Raw genomic sequence first — 23,187 nt, 5'->3', positions numbered from 1 at the left:
ATGTTTAAACTTATTGATAAAATATTTTCAAGCTTTTCAATAAAAAAAATCATTTATTTAGGGCTTTTTTCTATGGCGCTTTCTGTTCTTTCAATAAGTAGTCTTTTTATTTACATAAGCAAAAGTATTGAAAAGTCTAATAGTACAATAAGTGATATTGTAAAATTAAAAGAACAAGCAAAATATATTTTAAATAGTATGGGAAATATCAGTGAAGTTGAAATGAAAATTATCTCAGCAAAAGATTTGAAAGAATTTGATGTTATAGATGAAATTTCATTTGAGGAGATGACTTCATTAGAAAAAATCAATTTACTTTCTAATATAAATACAAAAGATTACAATCAATCTTTATCAAATATACAAAAATTATTAGATGAGTATGTTGAAATAAAAACTAACATGAGTGAGTTGTCATATTCTATAATTAGTTATAATCATAGTTTGTCAAATAGTTTAGTCTTAATTGAAAAAGAGTTAAAAATTATTACAAATTTAACTGAATTAATTTCTGGGAAGATTAAACTAGAAAATAAAAGAGATAACCGTAAACTTGCTAAAGCTTTAAAAAATGGGCAATCTAATTTAGAAGATATTATTCCTGATTTGGTTCAGGCGCTAATCGGGAATAAAGATAAAATTTCTAGGGATATAAATGAACTTCAAAAGGCTGTTACTAGCTTAACTGTAATTGCAAGAGAGATAAATATTGCTACTAGCTATGATACTTTAAATGATATAAAAACTAACAAGATAGTACAGGCTAGAAGTTTTTTAGAAAAGAAAGTTTCTGATCTTATAAATAGACTAGATGATAAAGAGTTAAAAGATATAGTTTTACAAATGACTTCACATATTATTAGAATTGGTGAATTAGAAGATTCTTTGATTACTTTAAAAGAGTTTTCTTTTATTCAAAGAAAAGAGCTTGATAATCTTATGTTAAGTAGAAATGAGAAAAACACTGAATTGATTGAAAATATAGAAGTTTTATCAAATATTGCTAAGAAAATTAATACTGAAATAATCGGTTCTTTTGAAAAAACTTCAAAAAATACTATCTCTTTAATTATTATAATACTTATATTAGTTGCCTTTTTTCTTTTTAGTTTTGGTTGGCTTTTATTATCAAGAGTAAATAAACCTTTAGCTCATATTACAAAGTCTATTGAAGGAATTTCGACTAAGAAAAATAATTTGCATACTAATATTGAAGTAAGATTTAATGACGAATATAAAAAACTTGTAGATGCTTTTAATAAAATGGCTTCTTCTCTTTCAATAAATATCAAAAAGTTAAAAAGAAGGGATAAAGAGATTTCTCTTCTAAATAAAGATTTAGAAAAAAGAGTAGAACGTAGAACCGAAGAGTTATCTAAAAAAACACAGAAAATTGCAGATTTATTTAATAATGCAAAACAAGGTTTTTTATCTTTTGATAATAATTTAATAGTAGATGCAGAGTATTCAGTTGAATGTGAAAAATTATTAGGAAAAGAGATCGCAGGAAGAAATGTTGTAGATTTATTTTATAAAAGTGACAATGATAAAAAAGAGTTTTTCTATCAAACCTTGGAAGACATCTTTAATGAAGAAAATGATGTTATTCAAAATTCATATATTTCATTATTACAAAAAGAGTTTATTTTAAATAAAAGAGCACTTACTGTTGAATATAAAAGATTAAATGATAGTAAAATTATGTTAATTATTACAAATATTACTGCACAAAAGAAATTAGAACGAAGAATAAAAAATGAGCAGCAAATATTAAAAATGATTGTTACAATAGTTAGCGACCCTGAACAATTTTACGAAGTTTTAAATGAGTTTAGAACTTTTGAAGCAAATAAGTTAAAAATATTTGATTTAAATAATAGTTCTTTATTTAATCTAAGTGAAACATATAGAGATATTCATACTTTTAAAGGATTGTTCGCTCAACTTTATATGTCAAATATTGTTAAGAAATTACATACTTTTGAAAGTGAAATATCAGAACATATAAAAGATAAAGACTTTTCAAATGATAATTTAAAAAACTTATTAGAAAGAAACAATTTTTATTCTTGGTTAGAAAATGATTTAGAAGTTATTTCATCAATCTTAGGAGATACTTTTATTGATGAAGAATCTCATATAAAAATAAATGAAAAATCAGTGATTAAGTTAGAAGAGAAGATTAGTGATTATTGTAAAATAGATAAAAAACATGCTAATAACTATGAAGATTTATTAAATGAGACACAAAAATTAAGATCAAGAACTTTATATCAAGCATTACAAGTTTATCCTAGATTATGTGTAGATTTAGCTGATAAACTGAATAAACAAATTTATCCTTTTAAAATATTAGGAGATGAAACAATCATCCTACCTCCAAATTTTAAACCATTTATAAAATCATTAATACATGTTTTTAGAAATTTAATAGATCATGGAATTGAAGATGTAGAAAGAAGATTAGAGTTAAATAAAAATGAAAATGGTTCAATTGTTTGTAGTTTTAAAATAGAGGATGATTCTTTAGTTATTTTAGTATCAGATGATGGTGGTGGTATTAGTAAAGAAAAAATTAAAGAAAAAGTAATTGAAGCGGGTATGTTATCTTTAGAAGAGTTTGATAAAATGAATGATGAAAGAGTTTTTGGATTGATTTTTTATGAATCATTTAGTACGAGTGAAAAAATTACTGATATTTCAGGACGAGGAATAGGACTATCAGCAGTAAAAAATGAACTTGTAAAAATAAAAGGTAATGTAGAAATAAAAAGTATTATAGATGAAGGTACAACTTTTATTTTTAAACTACCGTATAAAAGAGAGGGAATGAGAAATGTATGATACATATAGCCAACTTTTAATACCTATATTAGATAGATTGAAAAGTTTTTTACAAGATGACATGAGTATATCTGTTGTAAATGATGAATCAAAAGTGATAAACTCTGAGCATATTACCTTAAAAGAAAATACAGTATTGATTGGTACAGGTGGTTCAGTTCAACTTATCATAACAATGGGATTTGATGATTCAGTTTTAGATAAACTAGTACAAGAGTTTTGTTATGGAGAAGTTTATGAAGGTGATGAGTTAATAGAGATACAAGACAGTGTAGCTTGTGAAGTTAGTAACACTGTAATTGGAAATGCAATCAAAAATCCTATTGATGATAGTGTAATAAATATTACACCTCCAATATTAATCCATGAAGCTAAATCTTTAGCTAAATATAAAAACTCTATGATATTAGAAACACAAATAAGTACTGTCGATGGGGATATTCAGTTAACTGTAATAGGCCCTAAAGATGTATTTTCAGATAAATTAGATTTGAAGGAATTATAAAATGTTAAATGTACTTGTAGTAGATGATGCTTTAGTTATAAGAAAAAATATAACTAGGTTTTTAACTGACTTAGGACATAAAGTTATTTCAGATGCAAATAGTGGTGCCCAAGCAGTTGAAATTTGTAAAGAGAATAAAGATATTAATTTAATTACTATGGATATAACAATGCCAGAAATGAATGGTATTGAAGCTACAAAGCTTATAAAAGAAATATTACCTGATGTTTCTATAATAATGGTAACTTCCCATGGACAAGAGGAATTAGTCTCTCAATCTTTAAAAGCTGGTGCAAAAAATTTTGTTTTAAAACCAATAACTAAAGAAAAATTAGAAAAAACAATTGGAGCATTATTTCCAGAATATGCAAAAGAAGAAGATGATGAATTATTAGATGAAGAGTAAAATCTTCATCTTTTTTTAGACTACTTTTTTATAAGTAATTAATTAATATTTAGATAAAATCGCGCTTAAAATATACTCAATTAAGGCAAATCATGCAAAAAGAGATGAATCTTGAAGAGTTAGCATTAGCTCACTCTCTAACACTTGAAGAACTTGAAAATATTAAAGAAATTTTAGGAAGAGACCCTAATTACGTAGAAATAGGTATCTTTTCAGCTATGTGGTCTGAACACTGTTCATATAAATCTAGTAAGAAATATTTAAATGGTTTTCCTACAAAAGCTCCTTGGGTAATTCAAGGTCCAGGTGAAAATGCTGGTGTAATTGATATTGGTGATGGTTACGCAGCTGTATTTAAAATGGAATCACATAATCATCCTTCATTTATTGAACCTTATCAAGGTGCCGCAACTGGTGTTGGTGGAATTATGAGAGATGTATTTACAATGGGTGCTAGACCTGTTGCAAGTATGAATTTAATCCAATTTGCTGGAATTGAAGGTGATAGTGAAACTGCACAAAAACATAGATATCTTTTAAGAGGTGTTGTTGCAGGTATTGGTGGATATGGTAACTGTATGGGTGTTCCAACAATTGGTGGACAAGTTGGTTTTGAAGAGTGTTATGCTGGAAATAACCTAGTAAATGCATTTAACTTAGGTATTGCAAAAGCTGATGAAATTTTCTTAGGTCTTGCAGAAGGTATTGGAAATCCAGTAATGTATGTTGGTTCTAAAACAGGACGAGATGGATTAGGTGGAGCAGTTATGAGTTCTGCTGCATTTGATGAAGATTCTGAGTCTAAAAGACCAACAGTACAAGTTGGTGACCCATTTACTGAAAAATTACTTTTAGAAGCTTGTTTAGAGCTATTTAAACATGATTATATTATTGGTATTCAAGATATGGGTGCTGCTGGATTAACTTCTTCTTCATTTGAAATGGCAGGAAGATCAGAGTCTGGAATGATTATGCATTTAGATAAAGTTCCTGCACGTGAAGAAGGAATGACTCCTTATGATTTCATGCTTTCTGAATCTCAAGAAAGAATGTTAATTTGTGCTAAAAAAGGTTGTGAACAAAAAATTATTGATATCTTTGAAAAGTGGGAATTAGATGTAGCTGTAATTGGTGAAGTAACAAATACAGGAAATATGGAACTGTTCTGGGAAGGTGAAAAATGTGCTGAGGTACCTGTTCAACCCGTATCTGAACAAGCTCCAGTCTTAGATAGACCAGTAGCTCGTCCTGAGTATTTAGATGGTATTGAAGATGTTGATATGAGTAAAGAGTTTTCAAATCAAGTTGTATTTGATAAACTTTTCTCAGATATGGAAGTAGTTGATAAATCTTGGGTTTATGACCAATATGATTCAATGGTACAAACTAATACAGTAAAAGGACCTGGTAAACTTGATGGTTCAGTTGTAAGAATCAAAGAGACAGGAAAAGCACTTGCTATGAGTGCTGATTGTAATACTAGACAATGTTATATTAATCCAGAACTAGGTGCTGCTGCCGCAGTTATGGAATCTGGAAGAAATGTAGCAATGACAGGTGCAACTCCAAAAGCAATTACTGATTGTCTTAACTTTGGTAATCCGCAAAACCCTGAAGTAATGTGGCAATTTGCACAAGCTTGTGAAGGTATTAAGTCTGCTTGTAAAGAGTTAAATACTCCAGTTATTGGTGGAAATGTATCATTATATAATGAAACTAACGGTGTAGGTGTTTTCCCAACTCCTGCAATTGCGATGGTTGGTGTAAATGATGATGCAAATAAATCATTACCTTCTTGTTTCCAAGAAGATGGAAATATGATTTATCTTTTAGGAGATACTAAATCAGAATTTGGTGCTTCTTTATATATGAAAAAAATGTTTGATACTGTTGCAGGTGTTCACCCAGAAGTTGATTTTTCAAAAGAATTAAATCTTTGGAATACTGTAATTGAAGCAAATAAAGAAGGTTTATTAAAAGCTGCAAAAGATGTAAATGTTGGTGGTTTAGCAATAGCTTTAGCAAAAATGGCTGTTGTTGGAAATAGAGGTGTAGAAGCTAATATTTCTCTTGAAGAAAGTAGAGATATTTTCTCTGAATCATTATCTAGAGCAGTAGTTGAAGTAAGCCCTGAAAATTATCAAGCTTTTGAAAGACTTTGTGAAAAGAATGGAATAATTTATTCTAACTTAGGATTAGTTGGTGGTGGAAAAGTTTCTATCAATGATATCTATAAAGAGTTAGACTCTTTAAAAGATGTATACTTCAATAAATTCAAAGAAGTTATTGAACAAGATTTATAATAATAAAATAAAAAGAGGGTAAATCCTCTTTTTATTATCTTCCTCTTTGAAGAACTCTTTTAGACATCTCTTCAAAATTTAAAATTTCAGAATCTTTAACTATAGACTCTTTTTTTTCATTAGCAGAAAATCCATATGCCATTGGTGTCTGATGAACAGTATCATAGTGTGCAGTTCTTGCATCTATCCATTTTGAAGTTTTAACATCAGTTATCCAGATACTAGCTGTATCTTTCCATGTTATATTTTCTTCTTTAAACCAAAGAATAACACAACCAATGTCATCAAACATATAAGCTTCTCCGGTCTCTTTATTTATCACTTGTGCAGCGTGGTTTCTTTCACTTACAACCATCTTACATCTTTCACACATATCTCTATCCCAATGTACTTCTCTATGTTCATGGGAAATCTTTTTTTCACATGAAGTAAATAAAAGTGCAAAAGGGGCTAATGCAAGTACTTTTAATATTTTTCTTCTCATAAAAATCCTTATATTCTATCGTCAGATATAATTTTTCCTAAATCCATATATATTTGTCTATTTACTATATCTTTTACTTCGTCCAATCTATGAGTTACAAATAGAGATATTTTCTCTTTTTCGTTCTCTTCTAAAAGTCTATAAAAATCATCTCTAGCTTTTGGATCTAAGTTCGCAGTTGGTTCATCATAAATTATAATTTCACTCTTTTTTGCTAAAGAAATGGCAATAAGCATTTTTTGTTTCATTCCTCCAGACAGTTTGAAGAATGATTTATTCAGATTATTTTTAATATCAAGTTTCATTTCATTTGCATAATGCATAATTAAATCTTTTTCAACATTTGAACTAGTTTGAACATACTGCATTAGTTCATTAAGACTAAGTTTAATTGGAGGTGGTAATTGAGGTACAAAAGAGATGTTATCTAAAACTTTTGTTCTCTCTTTAACCGGATTTAATCCATCAATTAATACTTCACCTTCATTTGGATGATAATATCCCATAATAGACCTAATAAGGGTTGTTTTACCTGCTCCATTTGGTCCCATCAAAGCTACATAATTGTTTTTTTCAAACTTAACACTTACATCATCTAAAGAAACGTGAGCGCCAAATTTTTTTGTTAAATTTGAAACTTGTATCATTTTATACTAAACCTTTTAATCTAAAATCAAATTTTAGTGCATCTGCATGACACACATCTATGCATCTTCCACATAAAGTACAGTCAGCACCTGTTACATATTGTGTTTTTATACCTTTTTCTGTTCTTTCTTCATCATATTTTGCTTTTGTAAGTTCTAATACTTGATTTTCAAAACATACATCATGACAAACCATACAGTGGTCACAATTATCATTCCATTGTACTCTAAGTGCACTTGCTTTTCCTATATAACCATAGGTAGTTCCTATAGGACAAAGATATGTACACCAAGCTCGTCTTGCAAAAAATACTTCTATTAAAAAAACTATTAAAACCCAAGATAAAGCTAAACTCCAACCATAAGCAATAAATCTACTTAAAATACCTACTACATTAAATGTTTCAAAAACTAAATAGCCACTTGTGATTGCCATTACAACAAACATAATCCAAAAAATATGTCTTATTCTGTGATCAAATTTTCTCTCTTTTATTATCTTTTTTGCAACTAGATTATTGTGAATTTTTTCTGCAATTTCACTTAATAATCCATAAGGACAAACCCAAGAACAGTAAGTTCTACCTCCAATGAGTAGATAAAATATTACAATTGTTGCTGTACCAATAACAATATTAATTGGCATGTGATATGTTGCTAGATACAATTGAATAGTTGTAAATGGGTCAATTAAGTGAAAACCTAAAAATCTTGAACCATTTAAAGTTCCTTCTAATGTCTGAATATCAATAGCAAATGATAAAAAGAATAATAAATGAATTGCTATAATAACAATCCATCTTTTCATTCTATACGAAAAATATGATTTCCCTTCTTTTGTTTTATCAAAAAATGTTGAGAAAAATGTTGTATTTTTTATTGTTGCTCGTGAATTCCATTTATCCATTTTATTTTCCTAACAGCTTCCTAGCTATTTTTCTAAAGCATCTCTTCTAGCTTTGAATTGTGAAATTTCTTTTGCATACTCTTTTAAATCTTCATCAGATAAGTTTATTAATAAACCTTTCATAATTAGATTTTCTTTTCTTCCTGCTTTAAATTCAACTAAATCTGTATATAACTTCTCTTCTGATTGTCCAATTAATCCTGGTCCCATAAGTTTTTTACCATTTTGTAATCCTGAACCATCTACACCGTGACAAGAAGCACATTTACTTTTGTAAGCATTACTTACTTGGAATGAACTGTTATTTCCAGCTTTATCTCTTAAGGCTCTAATTTTATCATCTTCAAGATTTTCATTTTCTGCTGGTTGAGAGTTCACTTGAGCATTATTATCTACTTTAATATCTCCAAAAAATTTAGCTGCTTCGCCACCTTGAAAAGCTCTTCCGTTACTAAACGTATAAGCCATCAATCCTACTACTATTACTGTTGAGATTATAGCTATTATATTTTTCATTTCATCTCCATGATTTGTTTATTAAATTCATATATTTCATCTGCAATTTTTTTAATTTCAGCTTCAGACATTTGATTTACAAGTCCTGTCATTAGGACATTTGCATCTTTATTTCCTTTAAATTTCATAATACTTTTATAAATAGAATCAGAATCTTTTTTTAATAAAGATGGTCCAATAATTCCATTTGCGTAATCATTATGACAAGCAGAACATTTAACAATGAACTCTTTACTTAATTGTTTTACAAGCATAGAAATCTTTACTTTTTCATAAGGGCTTCTTACGTGCATATTTGCATCAATTTTACTTCTTGGTGCAACTCTAATATTTGCATCTTTATTTGCAGGTTCAGCATTTGGATCATATTTAGTTTTTACACCATTATAGTTAAAGTAGTAAGTTTCATTTTCATTTTTTTTAGTCTCTTTTTGAACAACTTTTATCTCTTTTGCATTTTCATTTTTTTCAACTTCTATTTTTAAAGGAGCTTGAGTTGCAACTTCTTTCTTTTCCATCATTTTTTGCTCTTCTTTTTTATCTGAACAGCCAGAAATTAAGAGGATAACTGCTGTACTTAATAATATTTTCTTAATCACGATTTAATTCCTTTAACATAATAATCTTCATACGATAATCTTGGTTTTATAACAATTGCTGCTTCGTTTGCTGGACATAACTCTTCACAAACACCACATCCGATACATCCTTCATAAACTTCTGGTTTTTTACCACTTCCATCTCTAATCATAGATATAGCACTTAAAGGATTTGGAATAGGACACATATCAGCACATATTGTACATTGTTTGCCTTCAAAGGCATCAAGTTTTTCCAATACATCTCTTTCAAGTTGAGTTACATTTCTTTGTGCATTTGTAAAGTCATGAATTCTTTTACTATGTCCTTTTGGAACAGGAGTGTTTGTCATAGCAATACATTTGTTTGGAAATTCTAAAACTGCAATACCCATTTTAATATCTTCTGGTTTTTCACAATCATGATCTAATGCTCCACTTGGACAGGCTAGTACACATGGAACAGCATTACAGGCATAGCAACCTCTATCTCTTGCATCAATATATGGAGTTCCTATACCATGACCTTTTGCCATATCTGCAAGTTTTATTGAATGATATGGACATACTTGTAAACATTGCCCACACTTGATACATAGTGCTAAAAATTCCTTTTCAGAAACTGCACCAGGAGGTCTTAGTCTCATTTCTGCTTGTAAAGCATAAGGACTTATTACGACTCCGCCACCAAGAGCTACAGCAAGTATTCCCAGTGTAGAGAATTTAATAAAGTCTCTTCTTTCATTTTTAATTTTTGCCATAATTAAATCCTTACATCTTTAATTTTGGTTTTGCATCTTGCATTAAAAATACTGGCTCACTAAATGGAGCTAGTTTTGCAAGAAAATTTAGTAAAGAAATTACAGGTGAACCGTAAAAGAATTTTACATCTTTATTGTACATCCAAAGTTGGTCTGCATATTGATAAACTTTATGTGGAGTGTCTCCAATATTATCAGCATTCTTATCGAAGCCTTCATAGTTGTCCCAATAATTACCTTCTATTTCATTTTCATCAGTTTTTGCACCTCTACTATCATTTACAATATCTTCAATATTTCCTAAGATAGTATTTCCTTTGATTACATTGTTTTCACTTAATGAGTGAAAATGGATAGCTTCTGAGTTATATAAAACTTGGTTATCTTCAACCCAGTTTTTTGTATCAGGTTCAAATGGTGATCTATCTATATATATTCCTTGTGCATTATAAATAACAGTATTGTTTTTAAGTGTAAAGTTGGATACATCTTTTAATCCTATACCCATACCTGTAGCTCCTAAAGAACTTTTTACAGTATTACCTGTTGCTATAGTGTCTTTACTATACATAAAAAATATACCTACAGAATTGTATTGGTAAGTATTATCTCTAACAAAGTTTTTACCTGCATACATAAAGTGTAAAGAGTATCTGTTGTATTCACCAAAGTTTTCTGAAATTTCATTTCCATGTGAATACCATATAACCATATCTCTTGATTTTATTACTTTATTCTTTTTTACAATATTGTCATTTGAGTACCAAAGTCTTAGTCCATCACCTCTTAGTCCTAAGTCTAAGTCTTTTGAGGTAATGTAATTATTTGATATTATAGAATTATTAGTCATTGCAACATCAATACCAAAAAGTGAATCTTTTATAATACAATTAGAAATTTCAGACTGTTTCGAATCAGAAATTTTAATTCCTGCATCAATGTTTTCGTGTCTATCTCCACTTCCTGTAATCGTAAGATTTTTAATTGTTACAAATGGACTTTTTATTTCAACTACAGTTCCTGTGCCTTCTCCATCAATAATAACACCATCTTCTTTTCCAATAATTGATAAAGGCTTATTTATTACAATAGAGCCTTTATAAACTCCTTTTGGAAGTTTAAGAATTGATCCTTCTGGTGCTTTATCAATTGTATCTTGCAATAAATTTGCATGCAAGAAATTAAAAAATAAAAGACTAAGAACTGTTAATAATTTAATCATTATAAAACCTTATTCTGTATCCGTTTCTTTCATTGCTTTATTTTTAGCTAATATTGCTAATAAACTTAATAGTCCAATTGCTAATAATAGGTAAAAACCAATAGTTGGGTATGAGTGAGTAGTAAATTGTGCAATTTTTCCATTACCAAATACTGTTGGCATAAATGGTTTTATTTTGAATGCACCCCAATCATGGAGGTTATGCCCAAACCAATAAAGCCAATAAGAATAATCAGCAATAAATAGTAGAGGTAATGAAGCTGGTATTATCATTATATATGTTAATATTTTTTTATTGTAAAGAATAAAGAAAATCATAAATAAAGAAAGCCCTAATAAGGCATAAATACCAATTTCTCTTTCTATAACTCCACCTCTCCACATTGGATCCATTCCAACATAGTGATTAATTGTATTCATTTCATGTACTTCTCCTGAGAATCCATCAAAATGGAAAAATACTGGAATACCTTGTGGGAATGCTTTTTTTGGATAATTTGGTGCTTCTAATGAACAAGACCAAATTGGAAGTGATGCAACACCAATCTCTGAAGAAGTTTCAATCATTTGCTCTAAATCATTGTGTGCTTCTTTAGGAGTAGTTGTACTTTTATATCTTCCTTGATTGTAAAAATTCCAAGTCTTTATTGCAAGAGGAGAAATCTCATCAGTTTTACCTTCATGTATCTTGTTTAATGTCCCATGAAAAGTAATCATAGGTAGCGTAAAAGCAAGAGTCATAATAATTAATGCAAGTGAAGCAAATATTTTTGCTTTTATAAAACTTGTATGCATTTTGTGTGTCCTTCGTAGTTTAAGTTCTAAAGTATAAGTTAAAGTTATAATTTATACTTTAAAATTTATTATAATATAAGAATAGCAGAAATATATATCACAGTCGTTGATACGAGTCAATAAAAAGGAAGAATAAGTATTCTTCCTTCTTATAATTAGATTTTAGAAAAGGTTAGCGTTTTCGTCAATCCATTTAAGATATTCAATGATATCTTTTGTTTCTTCTTTTGTCATACCTTGGTTAGGCATTTTCATTTTAAAGTAATCAATCATACCTTTAACGTATGGGTCATCGTACATAGTTTCTGGCTCAAGAATGAATTTACTTACCCAATCTACACCATTTTCATGTCTTTGTAATACACCAGTTAAATCAGGACCTGATGAAACTTTTCCGATTACGTGACAACCATTACAACCACCTTCAGCAAATGCCGTAGCACCTCTTGCTGCAGATGCACTTTGTTTAGTAGCGATTTTTGTAACTAAAGTATCTTTTGCTCTAATTCCAACGTCAGCAGTTTTAACCATTAATTGCCAAATCATACCTTCATGAAGAACAGCTTTTTCAATGTCTCCAGCTTTTAATGCTGCATCAGATTTTTTCTTTTCAGCTGGAATTTGTCCATATTGGTCAAATGCATCTGTAACTAAATCTGCAACAACTTTATGTTTATCAAAACCATTTGCTTTTAAGAATTTAACAACTGATTGGATAACAGCATCTGTAGCAGCATTTACTGCAACAGCTTTGTCATATTCAGCTTTTAATTCCTCTGGCGTCATAGTTTTCATTTTCATTTTTTGTGCACTTACATATTTTTTCTCAGGATCTTTAACCATCATATATCCCATCATCTCTAAGTGAAGAGCTGAACAGAATTCAGTACAATAGTAAGGGAAAACACCCTCAATATCTGCAACAAATTCCATAGTAGTAGTTTCACCTGGTTCTAATGATGCATGTTGATCAAATCCACCGATTGTAAATCCATGAGTCTCATCTTGAGCTCTCTCAAGGTTTGTCATATGGAAAGTAACTAAGTCACCTTTATTAACTGTAAGTCTTTCTGGATTGATGTGAGATCTAACTAATGTAGCATAAACTGTTACATGGTTTCCATCTCTTACAACTCTTTCTTGACCTGCAAGTGTTTTACCTTCATGAATTTCACCAGTTTTAGAGTTTGTACCCATTTTATATCTTACGTGTGGGTGTAACTTAGATGCTCTAATACCAACAGCTTGGTGAGGTTCACCTAGAGGTAGAGGCATATCAACTAATAAATCCATAGTTTTACCAGAAATATCAATTAACTGGTGATTTTGTGGATGTAAAGGACCAACATTTTGGAATCTATCAATTGCAAGTTTATTTAATGCAATGATATACTCACCTTGAGGATCAGAAGTTTTACCTTCCATACCAGCTAAGTGACCAATGTTATAGTGTACATTTTCTTTATCTAAAACTTTTAAGTCTTTGTAGTTCCACTTAACAACTTGTGAATCAACATATAAAGAAGTATAAACTTGTCCGTCTACTGGAGAATATTGAGTATGTAGAGGGCCAAGACCCAACTCTAATTGTCCATGTAAAGATTTTTTCATATCTAAAATTGGAATACCGTATGGATCTTTTCCAACGAATTCTTTGTTATCAATTTGTTTTTTGATTTTCTCAAAAGAGTAAACAGATGCGTGAGTATCTAATTTACCACAAACAATCATATATTTCCCATCAGGAGAAACATCAACACCGTGAGGTGATTTTGGTTCTGGAATTAAGAATAATGCATTGTTTTTAACTGCAACATCCATTGGAATAACGTTATGTCCGTTAATAACTTTTACATTTTTTGGATCTTTTGCAACTTCTGCAAGTTTTTTCCAGTTATATACATGTAAGAAGTCAGTATCATTTCTTGACATACCAGCTTCATTTGGTGGATTACCTACTTCAATCCCACCTGTATACATTTCTGTATTAAATGAGTTTGTAAATCCCCAACCATAACTTACACCTTTACCAGCATCAGATAAATCCTGGTGGTATGGAGGCATTTCGATTGTATAAGAGTCTTTAGGTTGAATTCTACCTTTTTCATGGTTGAATTTCCACATTGTAACCCCACCTCTATAAGTCTCTTTGTACTCTTCGATTGGGTGATATCCATTGTCAAATGGTGCTGCATATTGAGATGCTTCAATAATATACTCTGAATTTGGAGTAAAGAAAGCACCACCGTGATTTGATTTAAATACTGGATTTGGAACAATTTGTTTTGTTTCAAAATCTTCTAAATCAATTACTGCAATTCTTGGATTAGCTTTATCATTAATCGCTAACCATCTACCATCATATTTACCATCTTTTTCTGAAATAGCTGGATGGTGAGTATCACCCCAGTTAATCTCTTTTCCTCTTACATTACCTTGTCTTAAGATTGCTAAAGAGTCTTTATCATAACCATAACCTTGCCATGGTTCTGGAGTAAATACACCAATGTATTTTAAAATTCTCATTGACGGAACACCATAAACAATTACTTGTCCAGATTGTCCACCAGAAGAAAATATAACATATTTGTCTTTTACACCAGTAGGGTTATAAGTTTTAGCTGCTCTGATTACATCAATCTCAGATAGGCCTCTTTCTTTCATTACTTTAGCTAATTCTCCTGTTGCACCAGATGCAACAGAAGCAGTTAAAGCTGTTCCTAGAACTAATGAAGAAAGTTTACTATGTGTTTTTTTCATCTTAACTTCTCCTTCTTGAAATTATTAGATTTTTTTATACATGAAAACTTCTAATATCGTGTAATTTTAGCACTTTAGAAAATGCAAAATCTTGACATGTATCAAGGATTTGTTAATTATGTGTTAAATTTAGTATTAATTTTGAAATTTAAATTATATTTAAGATTTGATGTGTAGAAAGTGACAGAGTTGTGACTAAATGGCGATTAAATATCACCATTTAGTAATTGAATTAAGCCATTACTTAACTCTTTGAAACTTAATATTTTAGTTCCATTATTATTTTCTGAGAAGTTTTTAGCATCTGCTATATTTTCAAAAGCAGGTAAGTCATCTCCTGCTAGAGAAATTTTATTACTTCCATATACATAGAAAGCATATTTTGCATCAATAGGCTTTAAGGTTTTATAATCTGTAACTATAACATGTTTTAATTCATTTGCATTTTTTGTATTTGCAGATGGCCATTTTTCTGGATTATAATAAAATTCTAACATTGATTTAGGACTTGAAAAATAAAACTCTTTTGAATTTTTATTTACAATTTTTGCTGCCCATGATGGGTCTTTTTGTATTTGCATTTTTCTAACTAAACCTCTTGTATTTTCATCATAATTCATAGTATAAGCTTCGCTTGCACTTAGAGTCAATGTTGAAGCAAGACATGTAGATAATATAAATAGTGAGAATTTTTTACTTGTTAACATAATTTTTTTCCTTTCGTAATAACAACTTTTTATTAAACTAAATCTTTTTTAGAGAATATTGCATAACCTAAAAATGCAAAAGCTAAACCTAAAACAAGTGGGTATAAAATTGAGAATAAAACAAATGTAGTTTGTTTTAGTGTATCTAAAATATAATATGCAACAGGTCCCATAACTGTAAGTGATGGATCAAAAAGAGAAATCGCTGCAACTCTAAAAATTTCCATTGGGTTTAATAACGCGATACTAATAATAAAGCCTTCACTAAATCTATTTTGCATCATAAGAGAAATGAGTGCAATATCAATAAATGCTAAAAGAAAAATCCAGATAAAAAATGAAATACCAAGTGCAACTTCACTTGTTTTAACAAATGATGATATAAAAAATGCAATTCCTAAAAATGCTGATGAAAGTGAAAATAGTAATCCTGTATATAAAAAGAAAATATCCCAAGGAATAGAAGCCCCAATAGAAGCTCCATAAACAATAGCAATAACCATTGCAAAAAATACAGGTAAAAATACAGTAATAAATCTTCCTAAAATTTTACCCCAATAATATTGTTTTAAAGATATTGGAAAAGATAACATATATTCTAAAATATGAGTATCCCTATCTCCTGATATTGAACGAACAGTTGTAATAAGTATGAATATTGGTAGGATAACAATAGTAACTTGGATATACATAAGTAATAATCTACTTAATCCACTAAATCCCATAACTTGTGATTGTGTAACTCCTGCAATAAAAAATAGTGCAATCATTCCACCAAAAACTAACGAATAAACAAGAAACCATTTTGCTCTAAGTGATTCTTTTAAATCTAAATAAGCAATTAACGCCAGGTTTTTCATAACCTTCCTTTTAAACAAAAATAATTTATAAAAATACGCCGTTTTTTATATAATATGCAATAGGATAATAACTTACCAATAAAGTATAGAATATTATAAATGCAAGTGACATTTTATAATAATTACTCGAATTTTCATTGTCTTGTGTCAAGATATTTTTAATTCCTATGTTAAATCCATAGAAAGTTCCAAGAAAAAGTGATAGATATAAGATATATCCTACATATGAATATTCATTCTGAAGCATGCAAAATGGGCAGTGGTGAGTTGGTAGCTCATAAATGTATGTACCAAAAAATACAATCAATGTAATAATTGCTAAGATTAGAAAAATTAAATTAAAAATGATATATAGATAGTCGTTTTTTATAAAATAGAAGATAATCAAAAGTGCAAAAACTGAATAAAATGATATAAGAAGGTAAGAAGTATTAATCATAAATATAGATGAAAGATATGAAGTTTGGCTATTTGAATATAAAGTTCCACAACAGCTTACAAGTTTATCTACATCAATAGAAGAAAACATAGTAATCTCTAAAATAATTTCAGAAATAAATAGTATATAGATAAATAAAAAGAATCCAAATTTTAGTTTTGTAAATTTTAGACTTTCAGTTTTCATATCAAATTTGTGAATTACTAACCAAAATCCAAAAAGATAGATATTTATCAATTTAAATAGTAACAAATAAATCCCATAAGATGTTGCATCTACAACTCCAGCTGCACACATTGCACCTGTTAATACATTTGAAATTTTATCAAGTGTAAAAACAAAAAATATAAAAAGAAGTATTTTGATTGATAAAATATATTTGATAATAGTTGCTGTTAAAAAACTTTGTTTTTCTAAAGTGTATTGTTTTTGTGAAGTTGATTCTATATTCCAGTTAAAAAATATTTTAATACTTAAAATAAATGCAATAGTACCAAATACTAAAAATATGATATTTAATATGATTATAGTTAAAACTTCAGGAGATAAAATCATTTTACAAGTTCTCCATTTGAAAGTTCAATAACTCTATCAACAAAATCTAGTTCAAAAAATAGTGGGTCGTGAGTTGCTACAATGATTGTTTTATTTGAAGATTTTAATTCTCTTAAAATTTCGATGAAGTGTAAAGAGAGTTCTTTATCTAAATTTGCTGTTGGTTCATCTGCTATTATGATTTTTGGATTGTTTATTTGACTTCTTGCTATTGCAACTCTTTGTTGCTCTCCACCTGAAAGATTTTTTACTATATTATCTTTTTTGTGTTCAATTTTAAATCTTTTCATAACTCTTTCTAAAAGTTCTGTTGCTTCTTTTTCATCAGGGTTTTGAGGAATAAGTGGAAGTAAAATATTTTCTTTTACGCTTATTGTAGGAATTAGATTGTATTTTTGAAAAATGAATCCTATATGTTCTCTTCTATATAAAGATGCAAAATTATCAGGAAGTTTTGAAACTCTTTTTTCGTCAACTATAACTTCACCATTTGTTGGTTTTGATAAACTTGCAATAAGTGAAAGAACTGTACTTTTACCACTACCACTTGCACCTTTTATAACAACTAACTCACCTTCTTTTATATTTAGACTTAAATCTTTTAGTGCTGTTGTTTTATTGTTTTTATTTACTTCAAAAATCTTTGTTAGGTTTTTTAGTTCTATCATTATCTAATCACCTTATCTGTCTCAATAGTCGCACTTTTCCATGATGGAATAATAGTTGCTGCAATATAAATAGGAACACTTAGGAAAAACACTAAAAACAGAGTATTAAAATCAAATACAAATGGAAGTTCAAAAGAAGTCTTTAATTGTGAATATCCAGTAAAAATATTTCTTAAAAGTGGAGCTTGGAAAATATATACAAAAGTAAATGAAATCAATATTCCAAAAGTATAAGCGATAAAAGAGATAATAAAACTTTCATAAAACTTCTCTTTTAAAACATCTTCAACTTTCCAACCAATTGCTTTTAAGATACCAATCTCTTTTTTCTCTTCAGAGCTTAAACCACTTACTTTATCGTAAATGATTATAAAAAAAGTAAAGATAGAGACTATAAATAGTGCTAAGAACATACCACCTTTATAATCAAAAATATTTTGATAACTTATTTCTAATTCTTTATTTGTAATAACTCTAGTATCTGGATACATAAGTTTGATTTTTGAAGCAATTGTAAATATCTCTTCTGGGTTTGATACTTTTACTATAATATCAGTAGCCATATCTTCTTGCATTGCAAAAATATCTAAGGCAGTTTCTTTTGGAAGTAGGATGATATCATTTGATTCTAGTTGTAGATTGCTTTTAAAAACTCCACCAATATTTACTGGTTTTATAGTTCCATCAGGACGTATAAAGTTGAAGTATTCACTATAATAATTTTCATCAAGTATCTTCTTTACCCCAGTTCCTACAATCATAGATGAGTTTTCTTCTGCTTTTGAAAAATCATTCTCTTTTATAATTTTATTTAAAGAGTCTTTGTATTGGTTCTCAAACTCATCAATACCTACAACAGAAAAATTTACTCCTGCATTTGCAAAATAATAATATCCCCAAACTCTTGGAATTGCATCTTCAACTCCTGCAATATTTATAATATCATCAACTATTTGAGTATTTATACTGTGATGTCTTCCTGCTTTTAACTTTTGTACTGTTATTTCTGGAAGTGATTTAAGTGTTGAATTCAACTCATGTTTTATAGAGTTTGAGATAAAAAATATTGAAGTTAAAAGTGAAGTTAAAAATGTAAAAACTATTAGGATAAATATATTTTTATATTTTTGTCTTAGTAGGGAATTTATAGCATATTCTATTAAATAGATATTTATTTTATTTTTCATTTATAATCTTTGATGGGGTATTATTTAAAATATGTGAATGGGAATAGATAAAAGTTGTAGGAAAATACTCTTTAAGTTCTGGTCCTTCTTTGAAGACAGAAAAAGTATCACTTAAACTTCTATGTCTGATATACATAGCTTCTGTTGATATGGCTAAGTCTGGAAGTCCTAATGATGAGACTAAAATATTTTTCTCTTCAATATCTTTTTTAGTCAAGCTTTTAAAACTATTAAGATATGTAAGCTCAATTGCAATTGTAAAAAGAGCTATTACTATAGTGAAAAATAGATATTTACTTTTTTTATTCATCTAATTTATAAACTTCTTCTTCGTTTATTTTGTCAAACTTTATAATCTTTGTTCCACCGTGGTCTTTTTTGAAAGTCTTTGCATCTGATTCTTCTTCAAAAGGTATTAATTCATGTCCCATTGGACCATAAACATCTGAACCTATTACATAAAAAGCAGAGCTTCCATCAATGGGCTTTTGTGAATAATAATCAGTTACTAAAATATTTTTAATTTTTTCTTTTGAAATAGGGTGCTTATTTTCACTACTTAGCCATCTTTTAGGGTCAAAATAAAATTTTAATAAATCTTTTACTCCATCAAATGAAAACTTGTGTTCATGGTCTCCATGTACATAAATAATTTGTGCAACCCATCTTGGGTATTTTGCTACAAACATTCCACATACTGGACATTTGTCTGTATCTTCTATTTCAATTGGATTCTCAATGTGGCTTAAGTTTCCAAATCTTTTTACATCCCAAAGATAAAGAGATACAGCTTGAAATTGTGATTCATTTAATTTTTTACATAGTTTATTGTTTTTTATATCTGCTTTTAACTCGTTTATTTCTAAATACATAGTTGGGTCGATATCTTGCTGGCATCTTTTTTCAAAGATTTTTTTACCCTTTGGATATATTTTTTTCTTCTTTTTTGTTTTTAATATTTTGTCATCTTTTTTTAAAGAGTTTTTGGCTTCTTTTAAAGCTTCATCGAAAGTAACTATTCTTCCTTTATATTTTTTTATAAACTCTTGTGCTTCTTCTTTTTTAGCAAAGGCTATCTTACTAACTTTGCTCATTGTTCCTGTTATTTTACTTCCAACTACATAGAAAGCAGTTTTTGCATTTATTAATTTTTCTGTTTTTGCATTTACAACTTTTATATTGTTTGAGTCTATTCCATATTCTTCTTTATCTTTTGCTAAACAATGTATAGAACAATACTGTCTAGGTGTACCATTTTGTAATGTTGAAGTATGTGAAGTTTTATAAAACTTTTTAATATTCATACCACATACAGGACACCAATATTTTTCTTCTCCTTTTTGTGTAAGAACAGGCTTAACTATAGCTTTTTTTGAGAAGTTACTATTTGCATAAGTATTTGTTGAAATTATAAATATAAATAAAAAATATAGAATCTTATTTAACAAGAATAGCCTTTAAAATTTTTGATAATATTATCAAAGGTTTGTTAAATTAAAGTTAAAAATAAGCTTAAATTTAACAATTAATTAACAATTTAAGTATAAGATTTTGTAATTATTTAAAAAAAGGAAAACTTATGAGGAATTTATTATTCTCTGCATTGGCTATTTTATTATTAGTTTCTGCATCATCTGCAAATGAGATGGCAAAAAAACAAAAAAAGATGAGATATACAGCTGTACCTGCATCTCAAGCGACACTTGTTCAAGAGGGCGATTCAAAAGCTTACTGTCCAGTTTGTGGTATGACATTACCAATATTTTATAAAACAAATCATGCTGCAAAATCTGCAGATGGTATGAAACAATATTGTTCTATACATTGTTTAGTAGAAGATAAGATTATAAACAAAGCTGATCTTGCTGAGTTAAAAGTAGTAAATAACAGTGATTTGAAATTTATCAAAGCTAAAGATGCCTTTTATGTAGTAGGTAGTAACAAACCTGCGACTATGGCTATGGTAAGTAAATATGGTTTTGCTAAAAAAGAAGATGCTCAAAAGTTTGCAAAAGCAAATGGTGGAGAAATAAAAACATTTGATGATGTTTTTGCCATGGTATCAAGTGAGCTTAAAAAAGAGAGTGCCATGATTGCAAAAAGACAAAAGAAAATGCAAATGATGGGTGAAAAAGTTTATAATAAAATGTGTAAAGAGGTTCATGTAAAGTTTAACTCAACTGCGCAAGCAAAGACTTACATAAGTAAAAATAAACTATGTGGAGAGTTAAAAGGTAAGAAATTACAAGCTGTAGGGATTTACCTATCTAGAAGATAATTATCTTTTTCTATAAAAAGAGAACTTTTTAGTTATCTTTTTTCTTAATGTTACTAATACAATTTGTAAAAGCAACCTATAAATAAAATTTAACTATAATCCCGCCATAAAAATACGAACAAACAAATCAAAAAAGGTAAATCTTAATGAGAGCATTAATCAGTGTTAGTGACAAAAGTGGTGTTGAAAACTTTGCTAAAGAACTTGTATCTTTAGGTTATGAAATTATTTCAACTGGTGGTACATACAATAAGTTAAAAGATGCAGGAATTGCAGTAATTGAAGCAAATGAAGTTACAAAATTCCCTGAGTGTTTTGAAGGTAGAGTTAAAACTTTAAACCCATATATTCATGGTGGTATCTTACATAGACGTGATAAAGAATCACATTTACAACAAGCTAAAGAATTAGGTGTTGAAGGTATTGACTTAGTATGTGTTAATTTATATCCATTTAAAGCTACTATCGAAAAAACTGATGATTTTGAAGAGATTATTGAAAATATTGATATTGGTGGACCTGCTATGGTTAGATCTGCTGCTAAAAACCACGATTCTGTAGTTATTGTAACTGATGTTGCTGATTATGATGTAGTATTAAACAATCTTAAAAATGATACAAATACTCAAGAATTTAGAAGAGATATGATGATTAAAGCATATGAGCATACAGCTGCATATGATTCTATGATTGCAAATTACATGAATAAAAGATTTAACAATGGTATGGGTGATAAACAATTCATCGTTGGTGAAAAAGTATTTGATACTAGATATGGTGAAAACCCTCATCAAAAAGGTGCTTTATATGAATTTGATAATCAATTTTCAGACAAATTTATCACTTTAAAAGGTGAAGCATCATTTAACAATATGGGTGACATCTCTGGTGCTGCAAGAATTGCTGCTGCATTTGGAGAAGATAAAGCTGTGTGTATTGTAAAACATGGTAACCCTTGTGGATTTGCTATTAAAGATAACTTATTTGATTCATATGTTGAAGCACTTAAATGTGACCCTGTTTCGGCATTTGGTGGTGTAGTTGCAGTTAATGGTACAGTTGACAAAGAACTTGCAGAAAAGATGAATGAAATTTTCTTAGAAGTTGTATTTGCTGCAAAGATAACTGCTGAAGCTCAAGAAGTATTTGCTAAGAAAAAAAGAATTAAATTATTTGAGCAAGGTACAGAATTTTTAGAACTTGCAGAAGATAAAATTGACTTTAAAAGAGTTGATGGTGGATTTGTATTCCAAGATGCTGATAAAGTTGAAGAAGATGAAGTAAGAAACTCTGAATTAAAATCTTCAAGAGCTGCAACTGAGCAAGAAGTAAAAGATATGGAAATCGCATATAAAATTGCTTCTTTAACAAAATCAAACTGTGTTGTATATGTAAAAGACTCTGCAATGGTAGCTGTAGGTATGGGTATGACTTCAAGAGTTGATGCTTCAAAAGCTGCTTTAACAAAAGCAAATGATATGGGTCTTGATGTTACTGGTGCAGTATTAGCATCTGAAGCATTCTTCCCATTTAGAGACTCTATTGATGCAGCTGCAGAAGCTGGTGTAAAATGTGTAATCGAACCAGGAGGTTCTATTCGAGATGATGAGATTATAGAAGCTGCAAATGAGTTTGGTATGGCTCTATACTTCTCAGGAAAAAGACACTTCCTACACTAAAAGATGATTTAAATAATCATCTTCCTTCATAAATAGGCGTTGTCAAGAAAAATAAATGTACTCACTTACTTTCTGTAAGCTCCTAC

22 protein-coding genes are annotated in these 23,187 nt (G+C 29.0%); 6 read left to right on the top strand and 16 right to left on the bottom strand.

Annotated elements, in window-relative coordinates:
* The 4 genes from BT997_RS09460 (at window position 1) to purL (ending at window position 6,058) form a co-directional block, all read left to right on the top strand.
* The gene (locus BT997_RS09460) at window positions 1-2,844 is read left to right on the top strand and encodes an ATP-binding protein (protein ID WP_072681551.1); all 2,844 of its coding nucleotides are present in this window, start codon (window positions 1-3) and stop codon (window positions 2,842-2,844) included.
* Window positions 2,837-3,349 (top strand): chemotaxis protein CheX, encoded by a 513-nt coding sequence (locus BT997_RS09455; protein ID WP_072681549.1) that lies wholly within the window; start codon window positions 2,837-2,839, stop codon window positions 3,347-3,349. The genes BT997_RS09460 and BT997_RS09455 overlap by 8 nt, the downstream gene beginning before the upstream one ends.
* A gap of 1 nt (window position 3,350) precedes the next feature.
* Window positions 3,351-3,755: a response regulator gene (locus tag BT997_RS09450; protein WP_072681547.1), complete on the top strand. Its 405-nt coding sequence runs from the start codon at window positions 3,351-3,353 to the stop codon at window positions 3,753-3,755.
* 89 nt (window positions 3,756-3,844) lie between these two features.
* Window positions 3,845-6,058, top strand: coding sequence for a phosphoribosylformylglycinamidine synthase subunit PurL (gene purL, locus BT997_RS09445; protein ID WP_375537752.1), 2,214 nt, complete (start codon window positions 3,845-3,847; stop codon window positions 6,056-6,058).
* A gap of 34 nt (window positions 6,059-6,092) precedes the next feature.
* Here the strand turns inward: purL and BT997_RS09440 are convergent, their stop codons facing one another.
* The 16 genes from BT997_RS09440 to BT997_RS09365 form a co-directional block, all read right to left on the bottom strand.
* Complete coding sequence (locus BT997_RS09440) at window positions 6,093-6,542, bottom strand: nitrous oxide reductase accessory protein NosL (protein WP_072681543.1); 450 nt, start codon at window positions 6,540-6,542, stop codon at window positions 6,093-6,095.
* Window positions 6,543-6,550: 8 nt separating this feature from the next.
* Window positions 6,551-7,189 carry an ABC transporter ATP-binding protein gene (locus tag BT997_RS09435; RefSeq protein WP_072681541.1) on the bottom strand — a complete coding sequence of 213 codons (639 nt, stop codon included), beginning with the start codon at window positions 7,187-7,189 and terminating at the stop codon, window positions 6,551-6,553.
* A 1-nt stretch (window position 7,190) separates the two neighbouring features.
* A complete protein-coding gene (locus BT997_RS09430; protein WP_072681539.1) occupies window positions 7,191-8,096 on the bottom strand; it encodes a NapH/MauN family ferredoxin-type protein in 906 nt (301 codons plus the stop codon).
* A 24-nt stretch (window positions 8,097-8,120) separates the two neighbouring features.
* Window positions 8,121-8,612 (bottom strand): c-type cytochrome, encoded by a 492-nt coding sequence (locus BT997_RS09425; protein ID WP_072681537.1) that lies wholly within the window; start codon window positions 8,610-8,612, stop codon window positions 8,121-8,123.
* A complete protein-coding gene (locus BT997_RS09420; protein WP_174247225.1) occupies window positions 8,609-9,211 on the bottom strand; it encodes a hypothetical protein in 603 nt (200 codons plus the stop codon). The genes BT997_RS09425 and BT997_RS09420 overlap by 4 nt, the downstream gene beginning before the upstream one ends.
* The gene (locus BT997_RS09415; RefSeq protein WP_072681535.1) at window positions 9,208-9,951 is read right to left on the bottom strand and encodes a 4Fe-4S dicluster domain-containing protein; all 744 of its coding nucleotides are present in this window, start codon (window positions 9,949-9,951) and stop codon (window positions 9,208-9,210) included. Before BT997_RS09415 ends, BT997_RS09420 begins: the two co-directional genes overlap by 4 nt.
* 10 nt (window positions 9,952-9,961) lie before the next feature.
* Entirely contained in the window at window positions 9,962-11,173 is a 1,212-nt protein-coding gene (locus tag BT997_RS09410; protein WP_072681532.1) for a nitrous oxide reductase family maturation protein NosD, read from the bottom strand.
* A 9-nt stretch (window positions 11,174-11,182) separates the two neighbouring features.
* Window positions 11,183-11,968, bottom strand: a complete 786-nt coding sequence (locus tag BT997_RS09405; protein WP_072681531.1) for a cytochrome C — start codon at window positions 11,966-11,968, stop codon at window positions 11,183-11,185.
* 162 nt (window positions 11,969-12,130) lie between these two features.
* Window positions 12,131-14,728, bottom strand: a complete 2,598-nt coding sequence (nosZ, locus tag BT997_RS09400; RefSeq protein WP_072681529.1) for a Sec-dependent nitrous-oxide reductase — start codon at window positions 14,726-14,728, stop codon at window positions 12,131-12,133.
* A gap of 206 nt (window positions 14,729-14,934) precedes the next feature.
* Window positions 14,935-15,435, bottom strand: a complete 501-nt coding sequence (locus tag BT997_RS09395; protein ID WP_083568632.1) for a nitrous oxide reductase accessory protein NosL — start codon at window positions 15,433-15,435, stop codon at window positions 14,935-14,937.
* A 32-nt stretch (window positions 15,436-15,467) separates the two neighbouring features.
* The gene (locus tag BT997_RS09390) at window positions 15,468-16,295 is read right to left on the bottom strand and encodes an ABC transporter permease (RefSeq protein ID WP_072681527.1); all 828 of its coding nucleotides are present in this window, start codon (window positions 16,293-16,295) and stop codon (window positions 15,468-15,470) included.
* 25 nt (window positions 16,296-16,320) lie between these two features.
* Complete coding sequence (locus tag BT997_RS09385) at window positions 16,321-17,289, bottom strand: hypothetical protein (protein WP_072681525.1); 969 nt, start codon at window positions 17,287-17,289, stop codon at window positions 16,321-16,323.
* On the bottom strand, window positions 17,286-17,957 hold the full coding sequence (locus tag BT997_RS09380) for an ABC transporter ATP-binding protein (RefSeq protein WP_072681523.1): 672 nt from the start codon (window positions 17,955-17,957) through the stop codon (window positions 17,286-17,288). The genes BT997_RS09385 and BT997_RS09380 overlap by 4 nt, the downstream gene beginning before the upstream one ends.
* A complete protein-coding gene (locus BT997_RS09375) occupies window positions 17,957-19,144 on the bottom strand; it encodes an ABC transporter permease (protein WP_072681521.1) in 1,188 nt (395 codons plus the stop codon). Before BT997_RS09375 ends, BT997_RS09380 begins: the two co-directional genes overlap by 1 nt.
* Window positions 19,134-19,454: a hypothetical protein gene (locus BT997_RS09370; protein ID WP_072681519.1), complete on the bottom strand. Its 321-nt coding sequence runs from the start codon at window positions 19,452-19,454 to the stop codon at window positions 19,134-19,136. The genes BT997_RS09375 and BT997_RS09370 overlap by 11 nt, the downstream gene beginning before the upstream one ends.
* Window positions 19,447-20,592 carry a nitrous oxide reductase accessory protein NosL gene (locus BT997_RS09365; RefSeq protein WP_083568630.1) on the bottom strand — a complete coding sequence of 382 codons (1,146 nt, stop codon included), beginning with the start codon at window positions 20,590-20,592 and terminating at the stop codon, window positions 19,447-19,449. Before BT997_RS09365 ends, BT997_RS09370 begins: the two co-directional genes overlap by 8 nt.
* Before the next feature lie 131 nt (window positions 20,593-20,723).
* On the opposite strand from BT997_RS09365, the gene BT997_RS09360 reads away from it, so the two are divergent.
* Window positions 20,724-21,422 carry a nitrous oxide reductase accessory protein NosL gene (locus BT997_RS09360; protein WP_072681517.1) on the top strand — a complete coding sequence of 233 codons (699 nt, stop codon included), beginning with the start codon at window positions 20,724-20,726 and terminating at the stop codon, window positions 21,420-21,422.
* A 146-nt stretch (window positions 21,423-21,568) separates the two neighbouring features.
* Window positions 21,569-23,101: a bifunctional phosphoribosylaminoimidazolecarboxamide formyltransferase/IMP cyclohydrolase gene (gene purH / locus BT997_RS09355; RefSeq protein WP_072681515.1), complete on the top strand. Its 1,533-nt coding sequence runs from the start codon at window positions 21,569-21,571 to the stop codon at window positions 23,099-23,101.
* Window positions 23,102-23,187: the final 86 nt, after the last annotated feature.

This window comes from Arcobacter sp. LA11 (genome assembly GCF_001895145.1).
Classification (GTDB): Bacteria; Campylobacterota; Campylobacteria; order Campylobacterales; family Arcobacteraceae; genus Halarcobacter.
Note: the sequence above shows the minus strand (reverse complement) of the source record. Positions and strands in the feature narration are given on the sequence as shown.

Excerpts from the sequence above, each read along its gene's own strand:
- BT997_RS09430 (WP_072681539.1), bottom strand. The coding sequence starts at position 8,096 with ATGGATAAATGGAATTCACGAGCAACAATAAAAAATACAACATTTTTC.
- BT997_RS09395 (WP_083568632.1), bottom strand. The coding sequence starts at position 15,435 with ATGTTAACAAGTAAAAAATTCTCACTATTTATATTATCTACATGTCTT.
- BT997_RS09455 (WP_072681549.1), top strand. The coding sequence starts at position 2,837 with ATGTATGATACATATAGCCAACTTTTAATACCTATATTAGATAGATTG.
- BT997_RS09410 (WP_072681532.1), bottom strand. The coding sequence starts at position 11,173 with ATGATTAAATTATTAACAGTTCTTAGTCTTTTATTTTTTAATTTCTTG.
- BT997_RS09425 (WP_072681537.1), bottom strand. The coding sequence starts at position 8,612 with ATGAAAAATATAATAGCTATAATCTCAACAGTAATAGTAGTAGGATTG.
- nosZ (WP_072681529.1), bottom strand. The coding sequence starts at position 14,728 with ATGAAAAAAACACATAGTAAACTTTCTTCATTAGTTCTAGGAACAGCT.
- BT997_RS09405 (WP_072681531.1), bottom strand. The coding sequence starts at position 11,968 with ATGCATACAAGTTTTATAAAAGCAAAAATATTTGCTTCACTTGCATTA.
- BT997_RS09380 (WP_072681523.1), bottom strand. The coding sequence starts at position 17,957 with ATGATAGAACTAAAAAACCTAACAAAGATTTTTGAAGTAAATAAAAAC.
- purH (WP_072681515.1), top strand. The coding sequence starts at position 21,569 with ATGAGAGCATTAATCAGTGTTAGTGACAAAAGTGGTGTTGAAAACTTT.
- BT997_RS09385 (WP_072681525.1), bottom strand. The coding sequence starts at position 17,289 with ATGATTTTATCTCCTGAAGTTTTAACTATAATCATATTAAATATCATA.
- BT997_RS09390 (WP_072681527.1), bottom strand. The coding sequence starts at position 16,295 with ATGAAAAACCTGGCGTTAATTGCTTATTTAGATTTAAAAGAATCACTT.
- BT997_RS09440 (WP_072681543.1), bottom strand. The coding sequence starts at position 6,542 with ATGAGAAGAAAAATATTAAAAGTACTTGCATTAGCCCCTTTTGCACTT.
- BT997_RS09450 (WP_072681547.1), top strand. The coding sequence starts at position 3,351 with ATGTTAAATGTACTTGTAGTAGATGATGCTTTAGTTATAAGAAAAAAT.
- BT997_RS09460 (WP_072681551.1), top strand. The coding sequence starts at position 1 with ATGTTTAAACTTATTGATAAAATATTTTCAAGCTTTTCAATAAAAAAA.
- BT997_RS09435 (WP_072681541.1), bottom strand. The coding sequence starts at position 7,189 with ATGATACAAGTTTCAAATTTAACAAAAAAATTTGGCGCTCACGTTTCT.
- BT997_RS09370 (WP_072681519.1), bottom strand. The coding sequence starts at position 19,454 with ATGAATAAAAAAAGTAAATATCTATTTTTCACTATAGTAATAGCTCTT.
- BT997_RS09360 (WP_072681517.1), top strand. The coding sequence starts at position 20,724 with ATGAGGAATTTATTATTCTCTGCATTGGCTATTTTATTATTAGTTTCT.
- BT997_RS09415 (WP_072681535.1), bottom strand. The coding sequence starts at position 9,951 with ATGGCAAAAATTAAAAATGAAAGAAGAGACTTTATTAAATTCTCTACA.
- BT997_RS09375 (WP_072681521.1), bottom strand. The coding sequence starts at position 19,144 with ATGAAAAATAAAATAAATATCTATTTAATAGAATATGCTATAAATTCC.